17 protein-coding genes and 1 pseudogene are annotated in these 20739 nt (G+C 40.5%); 12 read left to right on the top strand and 6 right to left on the bottom strand.

Features of this window, described 5'->3' with window-relative positions:
- Position 1: 1 nt before the first annotated feature.
- Positions 2 to 772, bottom strand: a complete 771-nt coding sequence (locus tag BK139_RS13035; RefSeq protein ID WP_076259432.1) for a DeoR/GlpR family DNA-binding transcription regulator — start codon at positions 770 to 772, stop codon at positions 2 to 4.
- A 289-nt stretch (positions 773 to 1061) separates the two neighbouring features.
- Between BK139_RS13035 and BK139_RS13040 the strand changes: the two genes are divergently transcribed.
- The 8 genes from BK139_RS13040 (at position 1062) to BK139_RS13075 (ending at position 10105) form a co-directional block, all read left to right on the top strand.
- Positions 1062 to 1814: a DeoR/GlpR family DNA-binding transcription regulator gene (locus tag BK139_RS13040; RefSeq protein WP_076259434.1), complete on the top strand. Its 753-nt coding sequence runs from the start codon at positions 1062 to 1064 to the stop codon at positions 1812 to 1814.
- 23 nt (positions 1815 to 1837) lie between these two features.
- Entirely contained in the window at positions 1838 to 3373 is a 1536-nt protein-coding gene (locus tag BK139_RS13045) for an FGGY-family carbohydrate kinase (protein WP_076259436.1), read from the top strand.
- Positions 3374 to 3394: 21 nt separating this feature from the next.
- Positions 3395 to 4495, top strand: a complete 1101-nt coding sequence (locus BK139_RS13050) for a M42 family metallopeptidase (protein ID WP_076259438.1) — start codon at positions 3395 to 3397, stop codon at positions 4493 to 4495.
- Positions 4496 to 4531: 36 nt separating this feature from the next.
- Entirely contained in the window at positions 4532 to 5350 is an 819-nt protein-coding gene (locus tag BK139_RS13055) for a BtpA/SgcQ family protein (RefSeq protein ID WP_076259440.1), read from the top strand.
- Between the two features lie 94 nt (positions 5351 to 5444).
- The gene (locus BK139_RS13060) at positions 5445 to 6476 is read left to right on the top strand and encodes an autoinducer 2 ABC transporter substrate-binding protein (protein WP_076259442.1); all 1032 of its coding nucleotides are present in this window, start codon (positions 5445 to 5447) and stop codon (positions 6474 to 6476) included.
- Between the two features lie 33 nt (positions 6477 to 6509).
- Positions 6510 to 7997, top strand: a complete 1488-nt coding sequence (locus BK139_RS13065) for a sugar ABC transporter ATP-binding protein (RefSeq protein ID WP_076259444.1) — start codon at positions 6510 to 6512, stop codon at positions 7995 to 7997.
- Positions 7998 to 8023: 26 nt separating this feature from the next.
- Positions 8024 to 9025 carry an ABC transporter permease gene (locus tag BK139_RS13070; protein ID WP_076259446.1) on the top strand — a complete coding sequence of 334 codons (1002 nt, stop codon included), beginning with the start codon at positions 8024 to 8026 and terminating at the stop codon, positions 9023 to 9025.
- A gap of 21 nt (positions 9026 to 9046) precedes the next feature.
- Complete coding sequence (locus BK139_RS13075) at positions 9047 to 10105, top strand: ABC transporter permease (RefSeq protein ID WP_083675363.1); 1059 nt, start codon at positions 9047 to 9049, stop codon at positions 10103 to 10105.
- 154 nt (positions 10106 to 10259) lie between these two features.
- On the opposite strand, the gene BK139_RS13080 is transcribed toward BK139_RS13075, so the two are convergent.
- Positions 10260 to 11015 (bottom strand): ubiquitin family protein, encoded by a 756-nt coding sequence (locus BK139_RS13080; protein WP_076259448.1) that lies wholly within the window; start codon positions 11013 to 11015, stop codon positions 10260 to 10262.
- 449 nt (positions 11016 to 11464) lie between these two features.
- Here BK139_RS13080 and BK139_RS23995 point away from each other — a divergent pair, with 449 nt between their 5' ends.
- A complete protein-coding gene (locus BK139_RS23995; RefSeq protein WP_076259450.1) occupies positions 11465 to 13702 on the top strand; it encodes a hypothetical protein in 2238 nt (745 codons plus the stop codon).
- A 159-nt stretch (positions 13703 to 13861) separates the two neighbouring features.
- Positions 13862 to 15010: a glucosaminidase domain-containing protein gene (locus BK139_RS13090; RefSeq protein WP_076259452.1), complete on the top strand. Its 1149-nt coding sequence runs from the start codon at positions 13862 to 13864 to the stop codon at positions 15008 to 15010.
- A 44-nt stretch (positions 15011 to 15054) separates the two neighbouring features.
- On the opposite strand, the gene BK139_RS13095 is transcribed toward BK139_RS13090, so the two are convergent.
- A complete protein-coding gene (locus BK139_RS13095; RefSeq protein ID WP_076259454.1) occupies positions 15055 to 16581 on the bottom strand; it encodes a polysaccharide deacetylase family protein in 1527 nt (508 codons plus the stop codon).
- Between the two features lie 206 nt (positions 16582 to 16787).
- Between BK139_RS13095 and BK139_RS13100 the strand changes: the two genes are divergently transcribed.
- Positions 16788 to 17561 (top strand): hypothetical protein, encoded by a 774-nt coding sequence (locus tag BK139_RS13100; protein ID WP_076259456.1) that lies wholly within the window; start codon positions 16788 to 16790, stop codon positions 17559 to 17561.
- Positions 17562 to 17594: 33 nt separating this feature from the next.
- On the opposite strand, the gene BK139_RS24370 is transcribed toward BK139_RS13100, so the two are convergent.
- Positions 17595 to 18542, bottom strand: coding sequence for a L,D-transpeptidase family protein (locus BK139_RS24370; protein WP_286148743.1), 948 nt, complete (start codon positions 18540 to 18542; stop codon positions 17595 to 17597).
- Between the two features lie 162 nt (positions 18543 to 18704).
- On the opposite strand from BK139_RS24370, the gene BK139_RS13110 reads away from it, so the two are divergent.
- On the top strand, positions 18705 to 19481 hold the full coding sequence (locus BK139_RS13110) for a DUF4309 domain-containing protein (RefSeq protein WP_076259458.1): 777 nt from the start codon (positions 18705 to 18707) through the stop codon (positions 19479 to 19481).
- 58 nt (positions 19482 to 19539) lie between these two features.
- On the opposite strand, the gene BK139_RS24375 is transcribed toward BK139_RS13110, so the two are convergent.
- Together BK139_RS24375 and BK139_RS24380 are read right to left on the bottom strand one after the other, a co-directional pair.
- Complete coding sequence (locus BK139_RS24375) at positions 19540 to 19896, bottom strand: hypothetical protein (protein ID WP_286148774.1); 357 nt, start codon at positions 19894 to 19896, stop codon at positions 19540 to 19542.
- Positions 19897 to 20613: pseudogene (locus tag BK139_RS24380) on the bottom strand (SGNH/GDSL hydrolase family protein); the annotation flags it as partial.
- Positions 20614 to 20739 lie beyond the last annotated feature (126 nt).

A 20739-nucleotide genomic window follows, 5' to 3' on the forward strand; every position in this document is an offset into this window, starting at 1 on the left:
CCTATTCCGCTATTAAAATTTCCACACCCTGTTCTTTAAACTGCTTCACTGAGATCCTTTTATGGATTCCATTATCAGTAATAATGAAATGAACAGCAGAAACTTCATCAATTTTCATGAAAGCGGCACAATTAAATTTACTGCTGTCAGCTAATAAAATTATGCTATTTCCTATAGTAAGCATCGTTTTCTTGATATTTGATTCATCGATATTTGAGTTTGTAATTCCTTTTTGCAGATCGATTGCATCTGCACCAAGAAATACCTTATCAACATGTAATTGATTTAGAATGGATTCTGTTAAGGGGCCGATTAGGCTATATACTCCTTTACGCCTTTGTCCCCCTAGAACAACTAAGTCAATAGAATCATTATCAGATAAGCACATTGCTATTTTTATATCATTCGTAATCACAGTGATGTTCTCAAAGTTCACAAGCTGTTTGGCCAACATTAATGTGGTTGTTCCGCTATCAAGGAGAATGGTTTCCCCAGGCTGAACCAGCTCTTTAGCTTTTATGGCTATACTCTCTTTTTCTGAGTGGGAGGTCTGTTCTTTTGTCATATGTGTTGGTTCAAAATTCGTACCCTTATGAATACTTTTGGCTCCTCCGTGAGTACGAATTATGGAACCGTCTTTTTCTAATTTTAATAAGTCCCTTATAATAGTAGGTTTTGAGACATTGAATAAATCAATAAGTTCATTGGTTTTGACAAACCCCTGTTTGTTGATGTATTGAACGATTCTTTCGGTTCTTTCATCTTGAAGCATGAATTTCACTCCTTCTTATGAAAGCATATGAATCGAAATGATAAATAATGATAAGGGATGAGAAAATTGTCTAGGAGGTAAGTTGTGTATAATTAAAATTGGAATGATCAAAGAATGATCATTTATGATCGTTAATATTATTAAATATAGAAAAGTGACCATTTTTTATAAGTAAAAGTCAATTATGACCAAATTTAATGGTTTATTAATTATTTTTTATAAATTTTCAGATAATTATTGATCACTTATGATCATTTGTGATAAATTAACTACAAGGAGTTTGATATAAATGCTTATTGGAAGACATAAAACAATATTAAACCTTCTGGAGGATGTTTCTACACTTAATGTAGAAGACTTAGCGTTAAAACTGAAGGTTTCTGAAGTGACTATTCGAAGAGATCTGTCATTTCTTGAGAAACAGGGATTAATTGTGCGTGAAAGAGGAAAGGCGACTCTGCAGATACCTGGTTTTGAGCCTTTGTATAATCAAAGGCAAAGGAAGCATATCGAAGAGAAAAGGAAAATTGCCAAATACGTGGTAGAGCAGATAAAAGAAGGGGAAGTAATAGCTCTGGATGTCGGAACAACAACAGCGGAAATTGCCAAGGAACTTTTAAAAAGATCAAATATAACTATTTTTACATCTTCCCTGCAAGTCGCGAACATACTTTCACGTAGCAGCAGTCTTGAGGTTTACATGATTGGCGGTTTAATTCGGAAAAATGAGATGTCTCTAATTGGAAGTATGGCTCTTGAGACAGTCAAAAAGTTTAACTTTGATAAGTATTACTTTGGTGCAGCCGGGATGGAATTTGAATCTGGACCAACTGATTACAGTATAGAAGAGGCTGAAGTTAAACGTGCTTTTATATCACGGTCAAGGAAAGTTATTGCTGTAGTAGATCACTCAAAGTTTATGGAAAAGGCGCTAGTGAGATTATGTGAATTTAATCAGATCGATGAAATAGTAACGAATGCAAGAGAAAGTCACCCATTACATCCTGGTTTACAAAATATCACGAATGTCACCTTCGTCTAATATATAAAGAGGTGGTGTAGCGGTTGTCCTACGTTATGGGAGTTGACATTGGGACCTACGAGTCAAAAGGCGTTCTTGTAAACCAAGCAGGAGAAATAATGATTAGTTATGCAGTACCACATCGGCTTGAAATACCATACAAGGGCTGGGCTGAACATGATGCAAATCAAAATTGGTGGATGGAGTTTGCGGAAATCAGCCATACTCTCCTAACCAGGGGGAAAGCTGAGCTTGGGATAAATGCATCTGATGTTAAGGCAGTAGGAATAAGTTCTATTGCTCCAGCCGTTGTACCTGTGGATTCAGAAGGGAATCCTTTAAGGAAGGCCATTCTTTACGGAGTGGATACAAGGGCTGAGCAGCAAATACTTCATTTACATGAGCGAATTGGGAAGGACAAAATCCATAGTATCGCTGGACATAGTCTCTCTTCGCAATCAGCAGGGCCGAAGATATTGTGGATAAAGGAGAATGAGCCGGAAGTCTATAAAAATACCCGGACATTTCTTTGTGGTTCAGGGTTCATTGTATATAAACTAACTGGGGAAAAAACAATAGATCACTATACCGCCGTATCTTATTCACCTCTTTATGATATCCATAAAAAAGACTGGAATGAAGAAATGCTTCTGCATATTACTGAAAGGGATAAAATGCCTAGATTAGCTTGGAGCTGCGATATTGTGGGGGAGGTTACGAGTGAAGCTGCCGATATTACGGGGCTGCAAGCCGGAACGAAGGTGATCGCCGGAACAGCGGATGCTTTATCAGAATCGATTAGTGTAGGAGCGGTAGAAGAAGGTGATTTGATGCTTATGTATGGGAGTTCCACTTTCTTTATTCTTGTTACAGGCTTATTAGCACAATCAGAAAAACTCTGGCCAAATTTACATGCAGTTCCACAGTTAAAAACCCTGACAGGAGGCACGGCTACTGCAGGTTCCCTAACCCGTTGGTTTATTGATCAATGGAGAGACGAAAATGAAGGGAATTCTAATGAACAATCACCTATGAATATAAGTGAAAGTTATCAATATTTTACCGAACTGGCAGCAAAAAGTCCTGTTGGTTCAAATGGCCTTATTACTCTGCCGTATTTTAGCGGGGAGCGAACACCTATTCATCATTCAAATGCCAAAGGTGTATTTTTCGGCTTAACTCTTCAGCATTCAAAAGCGGATATGTACCGATCCATTTTAGAAGGAGTAGCTTGTTCTATTAGGCATAATCTTGATGAAATGTCGAGAAGCGGATTTAAAATAAATCGTATCTTCGCAGTTGGCGGGGGAACAAAGAATAAGCTTTGGCTTCAGTGTGTAAGCAATATCTGCGGATTAACTCAGATTGTGCCGAAAGTTACGATTGGGGCTGCTTATGGAAATGCCTTTTTATGCTCACTTGCATTAGGCTGGAATGAAAAAATAGAAGAAATGGAAAAATGGGTGTCAGCAGATTACGTGGTTAGTCCAGAGCCGGATAAAGAAAAGGTTCTTGAAGGTACTTACAAAGTATATAGGAAACTATATGAGCAGACTAGGGATCTGATGGACAATTTGTAACTTGAAAAAGGAGGTTAAAAAATGGAACAAAGACTTGAAGATATGATAGAAAGACTAAAAGAATTAACATCAATTGTGGCTCTGTCTGGTTATGAAGATTCAATGATCAACTATGTATCTGAGAAATTGGCTCCTTTAGCAGCGGAATTAAGCATTGATCCACTAGGAAATGTAATTGTCCAGATGAACAGGTCAAAGGATAACGCCCCATTTAAAGTTCTGGTCTTCGCCCATATGGATGAATTAGGGCTTGTTGTGAAAAAAGTAGAAAAAAACGGTTTTCTCCGGCTTGAAAGATTAGGGGGTATTCCTGAAAAGAGTCTGGCAGGTACACCTATTATTATCGAGACAGAGAATAAAACATGGCAGGGTGTCATCGGAGCAAAATCTCATCATGTGACAAAGCCTGATGAGAAATACCGTGTTTTGCCTGTAAATGAGATATATGCTGATTTTGGGTTCCAATCAAGCAGTGAAGCATTGCAGGCAGGAATTGATATTGGTACGCCTGTAGCTTACGCAAGACAATTTTTTAATAACGAAGCTTTGGTTTTCAGCAATTCTCTCGATAATCGGGCAGGGTGTCTATCATTGCTTGAATTGGCAGATCGTATGAAAGATAAAGAGTTTCCTTGCGAAGTTTACCTGGTGTTTTCAGTGCAGGAAGAATTTAATTTGAGGGGGGTGCTTCCAGCTATAAGGAAAATAAAACCGGATATTGGAATTACATTGGATATCTCTATTGCTACAGACACCCCGGATTTAGAAAATGAGGGAAATGTTCAGCTGGGAGGAGGGCCGACTATTGGGTTGTATACTTTTCATGGAAGAGGCACATTAGGTGGAGTAATTCCTAATCCGAAATTTGTAAAGCATATTAAGAGTGTAGCAAGTGAAATGAGCATGCCGCTTCAGCCGGCTGTTTGCATGGGGATACTTACAGATGCATCATTCAGTCAACTTGAGAATGATGGGTTTCCAATCGTAGACTTGGGTTATCCAGCCCGCTATTCTCACTCTCCAATAGAAGCAATAAACTTAAAAGATGTAGATCAGTTAACAGATTTACTTGTTGGTATTTTACATTCACTAGATGGCACAAATAAGTTTGCAAGAGGATAGAATTTAAGTTTTATAAACGACAAGGGGGAATTTATTATGACATGGTTAAATGAAGTAATCGGAACAGAAAAGGCTATTATTGCTATGTGTCACTTGCAGCCTCTGCCGGGAGATCCGCATTATAATAAGGACAGAGGGATGGACTATGTAGTTCAGATGGCGCGCAGAGATTTACATGCTCTTCAAGAGGGCGGCGTTGATGCTGTAATGTTTTCCAACGAATTTAGCCTTCCGTACTTAACAGACGTGAATACTGAAACAGTCGCGGCAATGGCAAGAGTAATTGGAGAATTAAAATCTGAAATTAAAATCCCTTTTGGTGTCAATGTCTTATGGGATGCGAAAAAGTCGCTTGATTTAGCTGCAGCCACGGATGCACTATTTGTCAGGGAAATCTTCACAGGTGTATATGCAAGTGATTTCGGAACTTGGGATACGAATGTCGGAGAAACCATCCGCCATCAACATCGGATTGGTGCAGAAAATGTTAAGCTTTTATACAATATTGTACCGGAAGCTGCCAAATATCTTGCTGATCGGGATATAGAGAGTATCGCAAAATCTACAGTCTTTAATAATCGTCCGGATGCTCTTTGTGTTTCTGGTATGACAGCAGGGGCTATGACAGACTCTCAAACACTGATGAAAGTGAAAAAGGCAGTTCCGGAAACTGTTGTTCTTGCCAATACAGGAGTCAGGAGTTCAAACTTCGAGCAGCAGCTGACTATTGCTGATGGGGCAGTGGTAGGAACGACTTTTAAGGTTGATGGGAAATTTGAAAATATGGTGTGCCAGGAGCGGACAAGAGAGTTTATGGATAAGGTAAAAGAATTTCGTGCAGCAAAAGTTTACTGAAAATATAAATAATTTAAAAAATATCATTCACTCATACTAAGTGAACGTCTATATTGAGATATTTTAGTAGCAAAAAACAAGGGGGAATTTGTCAATGAAAAAAGCAAGTTATTCTATCTTAAGTATGCTGCTTATCCTTACTTTATTTCTCGCCGCCTGTGGAAATAATGGAGAAGAGCAAGTTGCAGGTGAGGAAAAAGATGGTGATGGCAAATATAAGATTGCCACAGTTGTTAAATTGACTGGAGTTGCCTGGTTTGACCGTTTAGAAGAGGGCATAGAAAAGTTTGGTGAAGATACTGGACATGAAACTTTTATGCAGGGGCCGCAAAAAGCAGATGCAGCTCTTCAAGTGCAAATAATTGAAGACTTAATAGCGCAAAAAGTGGATGCCATTACAGTAGTTCCATTCTCTGCAGAAGCGTTAGAACCGGTACTGAAAAAAGCCAGAGACAAAGGAATAGTGGTAATTACCCATGAAGCAGATGGAATGAAAAATACTGACTTTAATATTGAAGCTTTTGATAACTATGAATACGGCGCCTTTTTAATGGATAATCTCGCTGAAGCCATGGGAGAAGAAGGCGAATACATGACAACAGTTGGAAGTTTAACAACTCAATCCCACATACAGTGGGAAGAAGGCGGCTATAAACGTCAAATGGAGAAATATCCAAATATGAAAGCGGTTGCGAGGAAACTGGAAACAAATGATGACCTTAAAACAGCTAGTGAAAAGTTTAGAGAGACTATCAAGGCATATCCTGATCTAAAAGGCTTCCAGGGGTCTTCGGGTAATGATGCCGCAGGTGCTGCACTGGCAGTAGAAGAGATGGGGCTGAATGGAAAAGTGAGCGTTGTTGGAACGAGTGTTCCTTCGGTTAGTAAACAATACTTAGAGAGTGGAGCTATGTCGCAAATTGGTTTCTGGGATCCCGCTGACGCAGGTTATGTGATGAATAAACTTGCTGAAATGGTACTGGATGGAAAGAAAGAGGAAATTAAAGAAGGCGTAGATCTTGGTGTGCCAGGATATGAAAATATTAAAGTTGTGGATGGAAAATATATCTATGGCAGCGCATGGGTAGGCGTTGGGAAAGAAAATGCATCTGATTACAACTTCTAAAATCCGCTTCTGGATAGGAAGGATGATTAAAGAATGGAAAGTCCGCTTATTCAATTGGAGAATATAACAAAGTCCTTTGGTGGAGTTAAAGCATTAAAGGGAGTCAGCCTGACCATTCAACCAGGGGAAATCCATTGTTTGGCAGGTGAAAATGGTTGCGGGAAATCAACATTAATAAAGGTCATGTCCGGTGTGCATACACCGGACCATGGCGAAATTTTGATCAATGGCAAGAAGTATAAACATCTAAGTCCATTAGAAGCCATTAAAGAGGGAATTCAAGTAATCTACCAGGACTTTTCAATTTTTCCAAATTTAACAGTAGCTGAAAATATAGCCTTGGGCAGTGAACTTTCTGCTAAAAGAAAAGTAGTCAGCTGGCCTAATATGAGGCGTATTGCAAAGGAAGCACTGAGTAAAATAAATGTGGATCTTGAGTTAAACGAAAAAGTTGAAAATCTATCTGTTGCAGATAAACAGTTAATTGCTATTTCAAGGGCACTGATGCAGAAGGCAAAATTAATTGTTATGGACGAGCCGACTACCGCGCTTACACATAAAGAGGTTGACGAGCTATTCAGAGTAATTAATGGGTTAAAACAAGATGGCATTTCTGTATTATTTGTAAGCCATAAGCTTGAAGAGATTTTTGCCATTTCGGAACGCATCACGATCCTGAGAAATGGCTCAAATGTCATTTCAGAACAGGCCAAGAATATGAATACAGAGAAATTAGTTTATCATATGACTGGCAGAAAGCTGCAGGATAAATACTATGATGTTGATGTCAAAAATAAGGTGCCAATTTTAAGAACAGATAAATTTGGTTTAGATCATTCCTTTGAGAATGTCTCAATCGAAATTTATCCTGGTGAAATAGTGGGGCTTACTGGTTTGCTGGGTTCAGGGAGGACTGAGCTCGCTGAATCATTATTTGGATTATTGCCAGCAACCAGCGGAAAAGTTTTTATAAATAGTAAAGAAATTAAGATAGATTCAGTACAAAAAGCGATAAAAGAAAAAATTGTATACGTACCAGAGGATCGTCTTACTGAAGGTCTGTTCTTAGAACAATCTATAGAGAGAAATATTATTGCCAGTACAGTGGTTAGTCTCTTGACCAAATTAAAAATGTTAAATCAGGACAAAATAAATCAATCCGTTGAAAATTGGATTGGCAAACTAGGAGTTGTTACACATTCCTCCAAGCTTCCGGTCAAAGCACTATCAGGAGGAAATCAGCAAAAAGTGGTATTAGCAAAATGGTTATCCAGCAATCCAAATATTTTAATATTGAATGGACCAACTGTCGGGGTTGATATTGGAGCTAAGGAAGATATCCATAATATTATAAAGGATTTAGCAAAGGGTGGATTAGGCGTGTTATTAATTTCAGATGATCTGACTGAGCTAAGGCAGAACTGCAATCGTGTTCTGGTTATGAATAAAGGAAGAATATCTGGTGAAGTAAAAGGCAGAGATTTTAATCAGAAAACCTGGTCAGAACTTCAAGAAGCTTAGAAGAGTTATCAGAAAGAAGGTGTTCTATGTATAATAAATTCTTTCAGACTACTGAATTTTATTTAATTGTAATTATTAGCTTGCTGTTTTTGACGATTGGCAGCCAAAATAGTGCTTTTTTTTCAATAAATAATTTGTTTGATTTGATTAGAAGCGGCATTGTTCCTGGAGTCTTTGTAGTTTGTGCTTTGATTGTCCTTGTATCAGGGGGGATTGACGTATCATTTCCTGCCATTGCGGCATTTAGCATGTTTACTACCACCACGATCTTATCAGAAGCTGGTTTTAATGGTCCTATAATTGTTCCCTTTCTCATTGGAGGTGCTATAGGGTTGATTCTGGGAATTATTAATGCTGTTTTTATAGCTTTATTTAAGCTTCCCACACTTATTGTCACTCTTGGTACATCCTCTTTATTTAGTGGTTTTTTACTTACGTTTATTGGAAGCAGCCAAATTAGCAATCTTCCAACTTCAATGCTTAACTTCTCAAAAATGCAAATCCTGAAATTTACTGATGAGACAGGTATTGTGGTAGGTCTCCCTATATCTGTATTAGTAACAGCAGGTATAGTAATTTTAGTTTCATTATTATTGAAATATACGATGATAGGCCGTTCTATTTATGCCTTCGGAGGAGATCCGGCATCGGCAGAAAGAATTGGTTTTTCACCTGTCTTTATTCAGTTTTTCGTGTATTCCTTTGTTGGAATGTTGTCCGGCATAGCCGGAATTATGCATACAAGTATGATGAGAAATTCTAATCCTGTGGATTTAATGGGGTCAGAGCTTTTGATCATAGCAGCTGTGGTCCTTGGGGGAACAAGAATCTCTGGCGGGCATGGAACCATTAAAGGTGCACTATTAGGCCTTCTTCTTGTTATAACAATTCAAAATAGTTTAATTTTAATGGGGATTCCATCTTACTGGCAGCGATTTGTAATCGGAGGGCTTATTTTAATTGGAACTGGTCTTACAGCTGTTCAGGTAAAAAAGACAAATGCAAAGAGAAAATCGATATTAACATAAGCAGTACGTCAGGAGGTTATTATGTTAAATATTCCAAAGCCAAACCCTGGACCTATAGAACCTGGCCAAAGAAAACAGTTGATTCTTCCGATTTTAAACAAAGACGGAAATTTAACACGTCTATTCTTTATTATGATGTTTGTTTTTATTTTGATGGGCAGCATTAGTCCTTCAACATTTCTATCCTTAGATAGTTTTATTTCGATGGCATACCAATTTCCTGTATTTGGAATTTTGTCTATAGCTATGATGATTACTATGGTGTCAGGAGGGATTGACCTTTCAATTGTCAGTATTGCGAACCTGACATCAATTCTTGCAGCTGGTATTATGGTGAAGTTTCTTCCTCCTGATGCGTCATTAATGACAAGTATTCTAATTATTGCAGGGGCAGTTGCTTGTTCGGTTATCATGGGTTTGCTATGCGGCTTGGTCAATGGGATCGCTGTATCATTAATTGGAATTCCTCCTATATTAGTAACCCTGGGAACAATGCAGCTGTTTATGGGAATTGCAATCGTAATAACTAAAGGCCAGGCAATCGTTGGACTGCCGATGTTATTTTCCGATATCGGAAATGGAAGTCTTGGGATTATTCCCTTTCCCTTGATAATGTTCATAATTTGTATCATCCTGGCCTACATTCTACTTAACAAGCGGGCATTTGGCTTAAAGCTTCAACTATTGGGTACCAACCCGGTCGCTTCGAAATACTCTGGCATTAGCAACTCAGTTGTTTTATTAAAAGCGTATGCTTGCAGCGGGTTATTTGCTTCAATAGCAGGATTGCTTATTATAGCAAGTACGAATTCTGCAAAAGCTGATTTTGGTACCTCTTATATATTACAGACCATTCTTGTTGCCGTTATGGGGGGAGTTAATGTTAAAGGCGGATTTGGAAAAATTTCCGGAGTTGTTATGGCAGTTTTGACATTGCAATTTTTATCAACCGGGTTAAATGCGCTGCATGTTGGGAATTTCTTCAAGGATTTTATTTGGGGTATAGCCTTACTCTTGGTAATGGTTATAAATGAAGTGAGTAATCGGTTTAAAGAGAAGAAATTGGTGAAGCAAAATTAAATCGACTTTATAATAAAGGGGGTAGACCGGGAGAGCGTAATTTGGCTGTCTTGGCAGCCTCTTTTATTACATACATCGGGCACAGGTTTATAGGGAAAATAGAACAAAAATACTGCCTCTTGACTCAACAAAAAACCGATAGGAAACCTATCGGCTAATGAACAAATGGATTGTGTACTAAAATAAAGTTATCAGAAGGAAATTGGTCTGCAGTTGGGTCCAGGTAGAGCACTTCCGCTTTTTTATGATCATCCCCGATTTTCAAAGGATTTCCGGCTATGCGTTCCTTATAAGACCCCTTCTCAATTTGCAGCAATTTAAATAGCTCTCTAGGTTCTTTTAGAACATGGATAATCACATCATGCCTTATAGGACACCAATGATACCAAATAAAAATTTGAATGTTATTTAGATTAGAAAGTTCTCGTGGATGACTGTAGCTATCTCCTTTATGGTTCGTGTACTTGATGCTTTTTCTAACAGGTAATAACAGCCTTTCTGATTTATAGCGGCAGGCCTTCATTTGAACGTTTATCTGCATTGGATTTTCCGGATAATTAAAATCAGGATGGGAAATTGATAAAATCCGGTCAACGCAATATACCCGGTCCAGATATTCGCTGGCATTCTTAATATTCCAGTTCCACAAGTCTGGGGAGAAATCGGGAAATTCCTTCGCATAATGCTGCATAATCGACTCATAAAGGTTATATTTATAAGCAGCAAAATTATCGACAAGTATAGAGATGTGATTATTTAGGTCAAAATCATATCCGTTGTAATTATCCTTAGCATCGTAAGCAATTACCACTCCTGATTGCAATTCCAGTATCCTCTGGAGGCGGTTTTTCTCTTCATCCTTCTTCGCTGAAATCCGTTGAACTTCTTCATGCCAATTAATAAAATCCATTGTCACTCATCCTTCCATAATCATATAAAAAAGCTTGATGGAAGGACTCCATAAAGGAGATGCCCAACCATCAAGCTATAAGGTTGGAGCAAGCTCCAGTATGAAATTGTTAAAGGTCAGTCATACAGTGGTTCGAATATTCCAATCTTTATTTTTTATTATCTGCCGACTCTTTTTCTATGCTTTTTTCGGCTATAGGTCAGTTGTGAATCGACCCAGCAGCCTGAACACCGGAGGCTTAGGGGTTGATTTTCTGCTGCATTGAATCTGGATTTATTCATTCTATTTACCTCACTTTATATTTTTTTTGGTACTAAGATAATGATATGCAAAAAACCCCAAATAAGAACTGCTACAGGCGGAAACCTATTATAAAAATTGGATAATATCCCCTATTATTTATCAATCATATATAATACTAATATACTAGTTAACAGGAGAGTGAACAGATGAAAAAAGGACTAAAAGCCCTGATTGTGTCCCTCATTATGCTTGCGGGAATTTATCAGCCGGCAAACGCAGCGGGAGAATGCAATTCCTACAGAGAAGCCACAAGGATATGGTGGGATGGCGTGGAACTGAAAAAGGGCCAAATCGGCAGGCTGAATATCGAGAAGGATACACCCTTATTCAAGCTGGATGGCAATAAAAGAATCACTTCCAGAACTCTAAAAAAAGGGGAGTTCTACCGGATATATGCCTTTAAGCCAGGAATGCTAAGCGTCGGTGGCGGGTATTATGTGGATCGTGATGCGCGGGTGACTTATGAAACGCCAAGTAAAGCAAAATTAAAAGGAGCGGAATGTATACATAATCGTTTTGTAAATTTGGGCTCGCAGATACATAATACGATTGCTATTACTGGTGCGGCGGGCTATGCGCCGGATGGGACAGCTCTCATGTATGTGCTGCTGCAGGGGGAGCCGGCCAAATTTGTGGCGATTGATATCGTCAGAAATAAAGTATGGGATGAAAAGACGTTAAATGGCGCTACCAGTGCATGGGCCGTATCTGCAGACAGCAGCGGGAATGTCTGGATTGGCGGTACACCGAATGGGCATTTATACCACTATAACTCTAAGACAAAAACGTTATCAGACAAGGGAAGGGCAGCCGCAAAAGGTACATCCATTCATGACCTTGAAGCAGCGGGTGCTGGAGTTGTTTTTGGAAGTAGTTCTCCCAATGGCGGTGTTTTCAAATATGAAACCGGCAAAGGATTCACAGACCTGGGACAGGTTTTATCCGGAAAAACATTAGCGAGGAGCCTGGCGTATAACGAAGAAACGAATACATTATTCGCCGGGGTCGGGGCAAAAGCCCAGCTGGTGGCATGGAACCTAACTACTAATAAAAAGCAGAGCATTCTTCCGGATAAATATCAGGGTGAAACATCTGTTTACGATTTAGATGAAGAAAATGGCCTGCTTTTTGCCAAGCTGGAACCGAGCAAAAAGATCCTTGTCTTTGACAGCCGCACCTTTGCCTTTAAAGAGGAAATTCCGGCAAGCTCCCGCGGAGTTTCACAGGTTAGTGCAGATGAGGATTCTGTCTACTATACACATGGCTATGCTCTTCGCAAGTATAACCTGAGCAGCGGTGAGACCAGCAGCATACCGGGAACACTAAAAGGAACCGAAGCTGTTTCGATTGATTTGATAAATTTGAAGCAAAAAGATTACCCGGGCGGCTCAGTGGTTGGTCTTTTAGGGAATTCCGGCACTTATTTACTGTACAACCCGGCTAAGAATGAACTGCAGGTCAACAAGCTGAATCTGCCAAACCAGTCCATTCCGATCTACAACATAGAGCGGGGACCCCGGGGACAGATAATTTCAAATGGTTTTGTCTCAGGGCAGGTAAGTGCATACAATCCGCAGACCAAGGAAACGAAAGAGCTTTTAAAAGTAGGCCAGGCTGAATCGATGGCAACATTAAATGACAAGCTGTATCTGGGGGTTTACCCGGGAGCTGATGTTTATGAATACGATCCATCACAGCCTGTTTCCGGCGGAAAGCTGCCTCCGCTCTTTAGTATAGGCAACGGGCAGGATCGCATTGTGGCAATGGCTGCTGATGAAACAACCAGGAGTCTGTTCATGGGAACACATCCGAAAAACGGCGAAACCGGCGGAGCATTGGCAGTATACAATCCGGCTTCAAATAGCAAAACGATCCGGAGGAATATAGTTCCTGAACAAAGTGTTGTATCCCTCGCGTCAAGCGGCGGCTATATTTACGGAGGAACCACTATCTTCAGCAATGGCAAAAATGAATCCCAGAAAACAGCTGTATTCTTCCGTTTAAACAGCAAGAATCCGAACGGAAAAATCGAACAAATACCGCTTCCGCTAACAAAGCCAAGAATGATTCATAGCCTGGCTGCTGCTCCTGATGGCACGATTTGGGGATTATCGGACGGAAACTTGTTTGCTTACGATCCAAGGACGAAAAAAACAAAAACAATGAACATCACCCCAGCCACGAGCGGCCGATTCAAAAATGGAACACTTGTGATTGGAAAAGACGGCATGGTATATGGGACTGTTGAGGAAAACCTGTTTATGGCGAATCCGAAGACGATGAAAAAGACGATATATACGGGTGCAGCTGCTTCCGACATTACAATGGATAACAGCGGGAATGTTTATTTTAAAAATGGTGCAGAGTTATGGATGTTTAGGTAAAGTTACTCTCTCTTAATAACAGATTTATTTGAAGGCTCATTTCTCTTATGGAGACAATGAGTCTTTTTAAATCTAAAGACCTATGAAATATGTCACCAATAATTCTCAGATTCTGCTATAATAGGAAAGTCATAATATGTAAATTAAGGAGGATTTTTGGTGCATAAAGGAATTAAATCTATTACTTTTGTCATAATTTTGACTTTCGTGCTTAGCAGTTTTTCTTCCAGTTCTTTTGCGCAGAGTCAAAATGAAAATATTGCTGGTTCCCCGGTGCTGACATCAAGCCAGATGGGGGATTTTGTTTTGATGCATAATCCATCTCCATTGCTGCAGGGAGTAACGATCTATCAGCTGGCTGATTATTATTTGAACATTGGACGGATTGAGGGAATTCGCGGTGATATTGCGTTTGCCCAGGCGATTAAAGAGACCGGTTACTTTAAATTTGGAGGAGATGTCATTCCTGAACAGAATAATTATGCAGGTATTGGCACAACTGGCGGCGGTGTGAAAGGTGCATTTTTTAAGACTGCTGAAGAAGGGGCTCGTGCCCAAATTCAGCATTTAAAGGCATATGCTTCAAAAGAACCGTTAGTTACGGAGAATGTTGATCCTCGTTTTCATCTCGTTACACGGGGGATTGCCCCAAAATGGACAGATCTGAATGGCCGCTGGGCTGTGCCGGGGAATAATTATGGCCAGGAAATTCTGGAAATCTACAATAATATGGAGAAAATGACCATCCAAATTCCGAATGTATCATTGCCTTCCAATCATAAGCTACCGGTAGCGAAACTGGTTCCGCGCAGAAATGTGGCGATGTATACTCCGGATGGCAGGCCGTATAATACACTGCAGAAAGATGTTCATTATCGTGTATACGGGGTAAAGGGAAGCTATTACGATGTAGGCGGGGGCTACCTTGTTAAGGGTGACAGCGGCAAAGTGGGTATCTATATCGGAAGAGTCTACATAAAGGATACAAATATTCCCCTTTATGGTCCGGATCATAAAATCAAACGATATCTGAAAAGGGGAGAAACCGCCCGCGTATACAGCTATGATAATAAAAGCTATGACGTAGGGGGCGGCTATTACATTAAAAAAGGAAGCAAACAGACCTATTATTTAGGTACAGCCTCACTTAAGCAAAATACCGTTCTTTATGACAAGAGCGGAAAGGCAGTCCGCACGCTTAAAAAGAATGAATCCTACCGTGTATATAAAATAGACAGCAGCAGGCTCGATCTTGGCGGCGGATTTTATATTAACTATGATAAAAAGATGATAGACTATGTGAATTAAAGCAGAAGAACAAACAGCCGGCAAACTTTTTGCCGGCTTTCTTCTTATTTCAGCTTAAATTGGTGAGGTTTCATGCTTTCATTCAAAGGTGCCAAAGCATAGCCGCGCTTCTTTAATTCCGATAATAGTGACGGCAGAGCCTCAACGGTCGCTTTGCGGTCGTGAATAAGAATAATCGGCGCTTGTCCTTTTGCCTCCTGCATATCCACATAATGAAGTGTGTAGTTCACATAGCTGGAACTGTTAAACTTCCAATCCATGCTGTCCACATTCCAATCCCACATGATGAAATGCTCTTTGGTCATCGCGTTTCTGTAGTTTTGCTTCATATAAGGGATGCTGCCATAAGGTGTCCTGATCAGGTTGCTGGTGACGCCGGTTACTTTCTTAATGGTATTTCTGGTTATTTTCATTTCATCAACTGCTGTTGCCGGTGAGCGATAGAATTTATTTTTATCATGAGTCACACTATGCGACCCGACCGCGTGCCCATCAGTCACCATACGTTTAACAGCTTTCGGGTATGCATTGATGTTGCCATTTACCATAAAGAAGGTGGCCTTGGCATCGTATTGGCTTAGAGTATCCAGCAGTTTATTTGAATAGATGGTCGGTCCGTCATCAATCGTCAGGTAAGCGACCTTCATTGGCTGGCTGGATACGGATCCTGCAGGGATCCATCCTTCCAGTCCCTTTCCTGCAGCAACTTTATACCAGATGTCTCCAGAGCTGCTTGTGAATCCTGAGATGATGCTCACCTTTTGCCCATAGCTGAGTTTGCCTGCTGTTTTGTAATGGGAAGAAGCGCCGCGCCGAATAACAGCATTTTCATCTTTCACATACATATTACCAGAGAGAGTTACCTGGTTTGTAATCGTTCCGTCCGCAATCCATCCGCTTTTCCGGCCGTCCACAATCCGATGCCAAATCTCTTTCCCATTAATGACAGTGCTTTGAAGTATTACCTGCTGCCCTTTTTTAAGAGTATAAACAGGTAGCGTATTGGAGGAAGCTCCTCTTTTAACTTGGGTATCAGTCTTCGCGAATACCGTTTTATTAAAATAGTTTCTCGTTCCATCGAACAGCTCCAGATCCTGAAGCTCAGACCAGCCAGTCACATTTCCGTTGGATAAACGAACCCAAATGGAACCATTTTTATGGGTGAAGGTGTCCATGATTTTCACCATTTCGCCATTCTTCAGACTGCCTGTCTGCTGATAGGATTCGGAAGCTCCTCTTCTGATTAGAGTTTCAGCTGCTGAGCTGGTGACATACTGAACCTGCAGATCCAATCTCTTAATCCCTGAATCTTTGATCCAGCCGCTTTTTCCGCCATAATTAATATGAAGCCAATGTTCATTTAAGGAATTGGTGATTTCTCCTATGATAATAAATTTCTTGCTCTTAGAAATGAGTGCCTTTGATAGGTATTGATTGCTTGCTCCTGAATACATAGTGATATCAGCTTGAGACTCAGCTGCTGGACTAAGATCTGAAGCCATAGTGCTGCCTGTAAATGGCATGAACAGGAAAGCGCAAATTAAGAATAAGATTAGCCGTATTTTCCTCATAGTTATCTCCTTACTATATTCATATAAAAGTACTTTATAGGTAAAATTTACTATATTAAATAAAAAATTACAAAAATATAGTCTTTTATTACTAGATAATGAGGGAAAATTGATTGTGGAAGAATCATTTTATAGGTATAATCAGCTTAATTACCAAAGCAGATTACTAGATTTGCTGAGGCATCAATAGGGTGGAGGAAAGAGAAATGAATTTAAAAAAATGGGTATTAAGTATTCCGTTTGTACTAGTGCTTATGTTCGGCTTTAATGTCGATGCAGAAGCAGCTGAAGCGCCAATCGGTGTAAAATGGGGAAATTCCATCTTGATTAAAGGTCAAATCGGAAAAGTAACCATCTTAAAAGATACAGATCTTGTAAAAGAAGAAAAAGGAAAGCTTAGTGTAATCCGCAAGCTTAAAAAAGGAAGCGAATTCCGCGTCTATTCCTATAAAGACCGTGATGGCGGAATTTACGGTCTAGGCGGTGGCGCTTTTGTAAAGAAAACGGCTTCTGTTAAATATGAGACGCCTTCCCAGACAAAAAAGAACCAGATTGCACGCCTGAGCATGTTCCAGGAGGGCTTCCTGGCATCTGCAAAGAAAGGAATCCTCAAGGGCCAGCCAATTGCAGTAGGCGGATATGAAGATTTGTATGATGTGTATGATTATTATGGCATGTATCCGACATGGGAAGGCTACGTGGATGGCGGTCTTGGAAGAGCATTTGGAGATGACAGCAATTATATCTATTATACTGGCGGGGAAGATGATGCTGAACTGTCAGGCATCGACTGGTGGAATGACGATCTCGTTTTCCTGACACCTTACATCATTAAAAAGACCGTCGGTGTACCGACTTCAGAGGGCATTGATGAGATGGAGCAGACATGGTACATGTATTACGACTGCGGTGACTACGATCTGTACTTCCTATTTGAAGATGGAAACCGATCCAACCTGGATTTTGTAAGACTTAAATAATAGGAAAAAGGAGAGCGTGAGAGCTCTCCTTTTTTATTCCATCACAATAATCGGCTTCTTATCAGGTTTCAGCCACTGCAGAATTTTTGCCATTTCCTTTTCCTCAATAGCGACACAGCCTAAAGTGTAAGCAGTGCCGGAAGTTCTGATATGCAAAAAGATAGCGCTGCCTTCTCCCTTAATAATGGGATCTTCATTATATCTAATAACAACCCCATATTTATAAAGAGGATGATTCATTCTTTCGAAAGATTTCCAGCGCGTATTCGGATTTCCGGAGTATGTGATCCATTTGTTATAATCCGCTGATGAAGCATCATCGATCCAGTAATCATTAGACGTTGCAGCCTTAAATGGATAGCTCATGCCTGAGGGCTTCGGGCCCCACCCAAAAGAGGTTCCTAGCCTATAGGTTCCATAAGGGGTCCTGGCATCTCCTTCTTTGGTTTTTCCCATGCCTTCTTTTCCGATCACTGCTGAAATAGGGGAGGAAGCCTGCACCCATTTTCCATTTTGTTTTTGATAGGTTTGCAGAGTGGCAGCTGTCTTCACAGATGATTTCTTCACGATAATCATCTGCTGTGCCTCATTTTTCAGCTGTGTATCTTTCTGGTAGACACATGCCACGATCTGCAGCTTGGCTTTAGAAGGAGTCTGGTAGCTGATCAGGGTATCACGCTTTACATACAATCCGCCTCCCACACTTAAAAGCCCCGGTTTAAAGGCGTATACCCGGTAAACCTCTCCTGCTTTTAAAGTGCGGCTGTAGCCCAGCTGATCTCCATTTAACTTATAGAGCGGCGTATCCTTAAGGACCGTGATTCTGCCGATTTGTCCCGGCCGGAGCTCAGCGCCATCCCACCAGACCTTTGTGCCGGTTCTGGTATCACTGCAGTCTATATCTGCAGCCTGAGCGGGATTGCCGTATAGCAGAGCGGCCATTCCAATCAGAACCAGCAATAGCTTCACATATTTTGACATATATTCACCTCGTTTTAGTCATAATCATACACGAAGAACCATACATAGGCATCTATCATTTGGCGTATTCAATATATTTTTAGGCATCTTTTCCTGCATTTTTATCTTCACATAAACATATGCATAACAGTAGGAATCAGGTTAAAAGCAGGAGGTTTGATGATGAAGATAGGAAAATTACTAGTTATGTTTTCCCTTGCAATGGCTTTACTGCTGTTCTCCAATCAGGAGGCTCAGGCGGGATCTGCCCCAATCGGTGTAAAGTGGGATAACTCCATTCTTATTCAGGGCCAGATAGGAAGGGTCACCATCCTTAAGGATACCGCTCTTTACAAATATGAAAAAGGCAAATTAATGACGATAAAAACGCTCCGCAAGGGAAATATCTATCGGGTATATTCTTATAAGGATCAAAATGGCGGTGTATACGGATTAGGCGGAGGGGCTTTTGTCAAAAAATCCTCATCTATCAAATACGAAACACCTTCTAAAACAAAACGCAGCCAGCTTGCCAGAATTGTATTTTTTGATGAAGGAGATTTTCTGAAGCTGGCCAAACAAGGCATTATGAAGGGGCAGCCGTTTTCACTTAAACATGATGATTTGAATGATGTATATGATCACTTCGGAAACACTCCATCTTGGGAAGGGTATTATGAGGGAGGATATGGCAGGCAATTTGGGAACTATATTTATTTCACTGGATGGGAAGATGATCCGGAATTTACAGCATTCATGTGGGCTAATGATGGTTTGACGCCTTTAACGCCCTATATTATAAAAAATACAGTTGGAAAGCCATCCTGGGAAGGCATCAGCGAAATGGATGGACATTGGATGATGTATTATTATCTTGGCTATTATGAGGTTTATTTTTCATTTGCCGGAGATAATCGCTCTGATTTGTCTGGTATTTTGCTGAAGCGGAGTTACAGATAGCAGGATTATTTTTGATAAAAAACAAAAGGAGATGCCCCGCAGCATCTCCTTTCCCAATTTACGGATTAACCAATTTCAGTTTCTCTTTCGATGGCGTCTTATACTTCACATAGCCATCGATCTTCGTTACAAAATACCCTCCGCCAACGCTGTACTGCCCGCCAAATCCTCCATCATATCCATAGACACGATAGGTTTCTCCGGCTTTCAGAACTCGAACGGCTTTAAGTTTCCCATCAGCGCGCGTCCACAGATTAATCGGCTTTTCAACGGTCAGTTTCCCAATTTGACCTTTTTTCAGAACCATGCCTTCCCAGTGGACAACTGGAATATCTTGATCCTCTTCCTTCGGTTCCTCAGGAGCTGGCTCCTCCGCCAATTCAGGCTTCATAAATGTCCAGAACAGTTCTGCCACCGCTTTATAGCCTTCTTCACTCAGATGCACATCCTGAGGGTTCGGAAGGTAGCCGATATCGGCAGCGATGGTTTGGGCAGTGGAGATATAAGCAGAGCCGGATGCTTCCGCGATCTTCTCGATGATTGTGTTCAGCACAGCCAGGGACTGATTAAGCATCGGCTGATATTGGGCCGGAAGATGCGGCAATGGATTGTAATAACCCATTATGTAAATCTGTGCAGTCGGGTTAATGGCTTTAATCGCTAAAATGGTATCCGTCAAATTCTGCTGGACACCCGCCATCGCTTTTTGTATTTCTGCTTCATCAAATGTAACCGCTCCGGTTGTGCGGTCAATCTTAAGCTGGCGAAGAAGATCATTGGCGCCGGCATTTAATGTGATATGAGTCGCTTTCTTAAGCTCGGCCTGAATTCCGGCATTATTGCCAATCGTGACATTATTCCGGATATCAGCGAGGACCTGTCCGGAAGTATAGCCGGACTCTGCATAATTCTTGACAAATCCCTTTAATACACCAGCTTCTTTAAAGCTGGCTGCGATATAGTCGGGATAGCCCTTCCCATTCGCACCAAATGGGGTCCGGCCGGCTGCTAATGAGTCACCGAGCGCTACATAATAAACATTCCTGCTGCTCTCCCAGAATGCGGAGGCCGGACTGGCCAATCCTAAAATAAGAACGGAAACAAGACAGATCTTCGTTAAAAGCTTTACCAATTAAAATCCTCCTTTTAGTAAAAATGGAATATATAACTATGTTACTAGACTTTTAGAACTATAACTATAGATTCCGTAATTGAAATTCCGACAAATTCTGAAGAAATTAGTCGTATAAAAACCGAG

The organism is Paenibacillus sp. FSL R5-0490 (assembly GCF_001956215.1).
Taxonomy (GTDB): Bacteria; Bacillota; Bacilli; order Bacillales; family Cytobacillaceae; genus Cytobacillus.

Coding starts and splice junctions, on each gene's coding strand:
- BK139_RS13050 (WP_076259438.1), top strand. CDS start 3,395: ATGGAACAAAGACTTGAAGATATGATAGAAAGACTAAAAGAATTAACA.
- BK139_RS13080 (WP_076259448.1), bottom strand. CDS start 11,015: ATGGATTTTATTAATTGGCATGAAGAAGTTCAACGGATTTCAGCGAAG.
- BK139_RS13075 (WP_083675363.1), top strand. CDS start 9,047: ATGTTAAATATTCCAAAGCCAAACCCTGGACCTATAGAACCTGGCCAA.
- BK139_RS13040 (WP_076259434.1), top strand. CDS start 1,062: ATGCTTATTGGAAGACATAAAACAATATTAAACCTTCTGGAGGATGTT.
- BK139_RS13070 (WP_076259446.1), top strand. CDS start 8,024: ATGTATAATAAATTCTTTCAGACTACTGAATTTTATTTAATTGTAATT.
- BK139_RS13100 (WP_076259456.1), top strand. CDS start 16,788: ATGAATTTAAAAAAATGGGTATTAAGTATTCCGTTTGTACTAGTGCTT.
- BK139_RS23995 (WP_076259450.1), top strand. CDS start 11,465: ATGAAAAAAGGACTAAAAGCCCTGATTGTGTCCCTCATTATGCTTGCG.
- BK139_RS13055 (WP_076259440.1), top strand. CDS start 4,532: ATGACATGGTTAAATGAAGTAATCGGAACAGAAAAGGCTATTATTGCT.
- BK139_RS24370 (WP_286148743.1), bottom strand. CDS start 18,542: ATGTCAAAATATGTGAAGCTATTGCTGGTTCTGATTGGAATGGCCGCT.
- BK139_RS13110 (WP_076259458.1), top strand. CDS start 18,705: ATGAAGATAGGAAAATTACTAGTTATGTTTTCCCTTGCAATGGCTTTA.
- BK139_RS13065 (WP_076259444.1), top strand. CDS start 6,510: ATGGAAAGTCCGCTTATTCAATTGGAGAATATAACAAAGTCCTTTGGT.
- BK139_RS13095 (WP_076259454.1), bottom strand. CDS start 16,581: ATGAGGAAAATACGGCTAATCTTATTCTTAATTTGCGCTTTCCTGTTC.
- BK139_RS13035 (WP_076259432.1), bottom strand. CDS start 772: ATGCTTCAAGATGAAAGAACCGAAAGAATCGTTCAATACATCAACAAA.
- BK139_RS13060 (WP_076259442.1), top strand. CDS start 5,445: ATGAAAAAAGCAAGTTATTCTATCTTAAGTATGCTGCTTATCCTTACT.